The sequence below is a fragment of the Cryobacterium sp. 10I1 genome (assembly GCF_035019805.1).
GTDB lineage: Bacteria > Actinomycetota > Actinomycetes > Actinomycetales > Microbacteriaceae > Cryobacterium > Cryobacterium glucosi.
Genome location: NZ_JASJVF010000311.1, coordinates 1 through 3,231 on the forward strand (window position 1 = coordinate 1; position 3,231 = coordinate 3,231).

At 67.1% G+C, this 3,231-nt stretch carries 5 protein-coding genes; all 5 read right to left on the minus strand.

The window, feature by feature from the left end:
- A partial coding sequence (locus QN345_RS17085) for a cytochrome b N-terminal domain-containing protein (protein ID WP_323508938.1) occupies window positions 1-648 on the minus strand: 648 nt, incomplete at its 3' end.
- Entirely contained in the window at window positions 645-812 is a 168-nt protein-coding gene (locus tag QN345_RS17090) for a hypothetical protein (RefSeq protein ID WP_166787363.1), read from the minus strand. The genes QN345_RS17085 and QN345_RS17090, both read right to left, overlap by 4 nt.
- A gap of 180 nt (window positions 813-992) precedes the next feature.
- Complete coding sequence (locus QN345_RS17095; protein ID WP_134448940.1) at window positions 993-1,379, minus strand: flagellar assembly protein FliW; 387 nt, start codon at window positions 1,377-1,379, stop codon at window positions 993-995.
- On the minus strand, window positions 1,376-2,329 hold the full coding sequence (flgL, locus tag QN345_RS17100; protein ID WP_134448941.1) for a flagellar hook-associated protein FlgL: 954 nt from the start codon (window positions 2,327-2,329) through the stop codon (window positions 1,376-1,378). Before flgL ends, QN345_RS17095 begins: the two co-directional genes overlap by 4 nt.
- Window positions 2,330-2,331: 2 nt before the next feature.
- Window positions 2,332-3,231 (minus strand): FlgK family flagellar hook-associated protein (locus QN345_RS17105; protein ID WP_323508939.1); only part of this gene is annotated, 900 nt, incomplete at its 5' end.

Consider the following 3,231-nt stretch of genomic DNA (forward strand, 5'->3'; position numbering starts at 1 on the left):
CTGGGCGTCGGTTTCCGCCGCGTCGATCGGGGGGACGACCCCGTGCATCCGCACCAGGATCACGTGCAGCGCGACGACGGCTCCGACGGCGAGGGGAAGCAATACGATGTGGAACCCGAAGATCTGGCCGAGGTTGGCCACGTTGAACCACGCGCCGATGCCGGAGGCGTTGAGCGCATCCTTGCCCTCGAAGGCGATCCACTGGGAGTCGAAGTTGGTCTGCAGCAGGTAGCCGGTGAACGCCGCGACGATCGAGACGAGGAAGGCGCCCATCCCGGTGATCCAGGTGAGGGTGCGCCCACCGCGCCAGGCGGCCATCCAGTACTTGCCCCAGAGATGCACGACCATCGTCATGAAGAAGAGCTCGACGCTCCAGAGGTGCACGCTGTTCACGAAGTGCCCGAAGTCGGAGACGTGGTACCAGGCCGGGCCGTTCAGGCTCAGCACGACGCCGGAGACCACGATGAATACGAGCGAGACGATCGCGCCCATTCCGAAGACGTAGATCCAGGATGCGACGTAGCTCGGTTGGTCCTGCGGCAGTAGCTTGTCGGCGGGCAGGTGCTTCAGCAGCCAGCCCCTGGCCTTCCCTGTCCAGGTGTAGTACTCCTCGACCGGTTCGGTCTTCCGTTCCTCACGGATGCTCATGGCCGTTTCTTCCCGCTCGGGAACGGCAGGAAGAGGGCCAGCACGAACAGCAGGATCATCACGAGGATCACGATGAGGTTGCCGAGCTGGATCTGGAAGGCACCAAAGCCGAGATAGATGCCCGGACTGTCCTGGGCTGCAAAATAGCTGATGAGCGGATGCATTACGGCTCCATTGCTCGGGATATCGGCCAGCCGTTGGGTGAATCCGAGCGGCTATGCCCCGATGGATCTCACGCTATTCCCGTTCGGCCGGAATCGCTCATCATTGGTCGCGGAAATGCCCTGAGACTCCGTTCAGGAACGCGCACCTGAGGACGGAGCGCGCACGCCCGTACTGTGTGCTCAGGCCGCCGACGCGGCGCCGAGCTCGGCGCGGAGGGACCAGTCCTGTCCCTCGAGGATGATCTGGGCGCAGCGGCCGGTCGTCGAGTTCACGACGATCGGCGCCATCAGGTTGACGGTCGTCCCGCCTTCGCGCGGGTTGGTCACGACGAGCACGAGAGCCTCATCGGCGCCGGCAAGGTCGAGGGAGCTGGCGTGCTCGTCGGTGATGACGGGGGAGTAGTCCGGCAGATAGATCGAGGCGTCGAGCACGAAGAGCCGGGTATGCCGGTCCTCGGCGGACTGCAATGTGTACAGGCCGTCGGCTCCGGCGATCTCGGTGAGATCGAACTCGGTCAGCGGCGCGAGGCCGGGCGGTGGGGAGACGAATGTCAGGGAGGCGCTCACTGGAGGAAGTCCATCAGGGTGTGCTGCAATACCTTCGCGGTCACGGAGAGTGCAGCCTGGTAGCTGACCTCCTGGAGTTTGAGATCAAGGGCGGCCTGGGCGAGGTCCACGTCTTCGATCCCGGATCGTTGGGCCTCGAGCGTTCCGGCCTTGGTGACGAGGCCGGCGCCGGCGCTCTCGATCTGCGCCTGTCGTACGCCGTTGTCCGACTGCGCGGCGATGACCGTGGTCAGTCGGGTGTCGACGGTCGCGAGGTAGTCGCTCGCGGTCGCCGTCGGGGTCGCCCCGGCGGTTCCGGTCGTGGGGTCGAGGGCGTAGCTGATGTTGTCGATGAGAGTGAATACCGAATTCGTGTCGGGCCCGTAGATCTTCGATCCGTTGGAATCGACGCGGACGGTCGAGTCCGCGGCGACGCGGCGCTCGACGGTCGAACCAGAGGTGCCCGTGTAGGTCACCGTCGCCGGAATCGCCGGGGTCGCCCCGTTCGCCGGGATCGCCGCGGTCGTCTTGAAGGCCACGGCCTCGTCCGAGGTTCCGGCGAAGACGCTGCGACCGAGGTACTGGGTGTTCGCCTGGGTGAGCAGGTCCTGCTTGAGCCCCTGCAGCTGCGTGGCGAGGGCGCTCTTCGCGGTCTGCGAGAGCGAGCCGTTGCCGCCCTGCACGGTCAGGTCGCGCACCTGGTTCATGATGTTCGTGGTGGCGGAGAGCGCGGCATCCGCTGTCGTCAGCCAGCCGGTGCCATTGTCGACGTTGCGGGTGTACTGGGCGACCGCGGTCTGCTGGGCGCGCACCGCGAGCGAATCCGCGGCGCGCGTCGGGTCGTCCGAGGGGTTCTTCAGCGTCGTGAGCGAGGAGGCCTGCTCCTGCAGCTGGGTGAGCCTCGCGAGGTTGCTCTGCAGGCTGGTCTGCGCGGCGCGAATCTGCGTCTGTGTGGTGACACGGGAGATCATCGTCAGCGGCCCACCAATCCGGTCTTGTTGATGAGGACGTCGAGCATCTCGTCGACGGCGGTCATGACCCGGGCGGCGCCCTGGTACGCGTGCTGGAACATCAGAAGGCTCACGTTCTCCTCGTCGAGGTCGACGGATGCGTTGGACAGCTGGGCCTTGACCGCCGCGGTCGACGTGATGTCGGCCAGGGACGCGCCCTGGAGCTCGGACTTCGTGGTCACCGCGAGGCGGGTCACGACATTGGACCAGTCCGCGCTCGGTGAGGTGAAGGGGAGGTTCGTCGCGGGGTCGATGGCGGTGGCCTTGCCCGCGCCCAACTGCGAGACGGCGTCGGCGATCGTGCCGGCCGAGGTCACGGTGGTGGATCCGGTTGGGGCTGCAGCGGCGGTTACCGCGGCCCCGGCTGCGGTCAGCGCCGCCGAGAGGTCGGTTGCCGTCTTCGGCAGGACGCTCAGGCCGAGGGCAGCTGCCCCGGTGGTCGAGACTGTGAAGAAATTCCCGCCGGGAGTCGACGTGGGGTTGAAGACGGCGTTGACGCTCGTGGCGAGTGACGTCGCGAAGGCGTTGTAGGTGGCCGCGACGTCGGCGAGGGTCGATCCGGTTCCCTGGCCGTTCGCGTCGATGGTCGCCGGGCCGAGCAGCGAGAGCGCTCCGGCGAGTTCGCCGCCGTCGACCGAGACGGCCGTCGGCGGGGTCTTGCCGAGATCCCTGGTCCAGACGACCTGCACGGTGCCGGCCGTTCCGGTATTGGCTCCGGTTCCCGTCATCGAGGTGGCTCCGACGGCCGTCAGGCTCTGGGCCTGATCGCCGCTGACAAGGGCGTTCCCGCCGACGAAGATGCTGACCGTGCCGTCGGTCTGTTCGGAGACGACGCCCCCCGGGAGGGCGGCGCTGGTGGTGGT

What these genes read in the sequence shown, in the direction of transcription:
- flgL (WP_134448941.1), bottom strand. Translation starts at nt 2,329, where the DNA reads ATGATCTCCCGTGTCACCACACAGACGCAGATTCGCGCCGCGCAGACC.
- QN345_RS17090 (WP_166787363.1), bottom strand. Translation starts at nt 812, where the DNA reads ATGCATCCGCTCATCAGCTATTTTGCAGCCCAGGACAGTCCGGGCATC.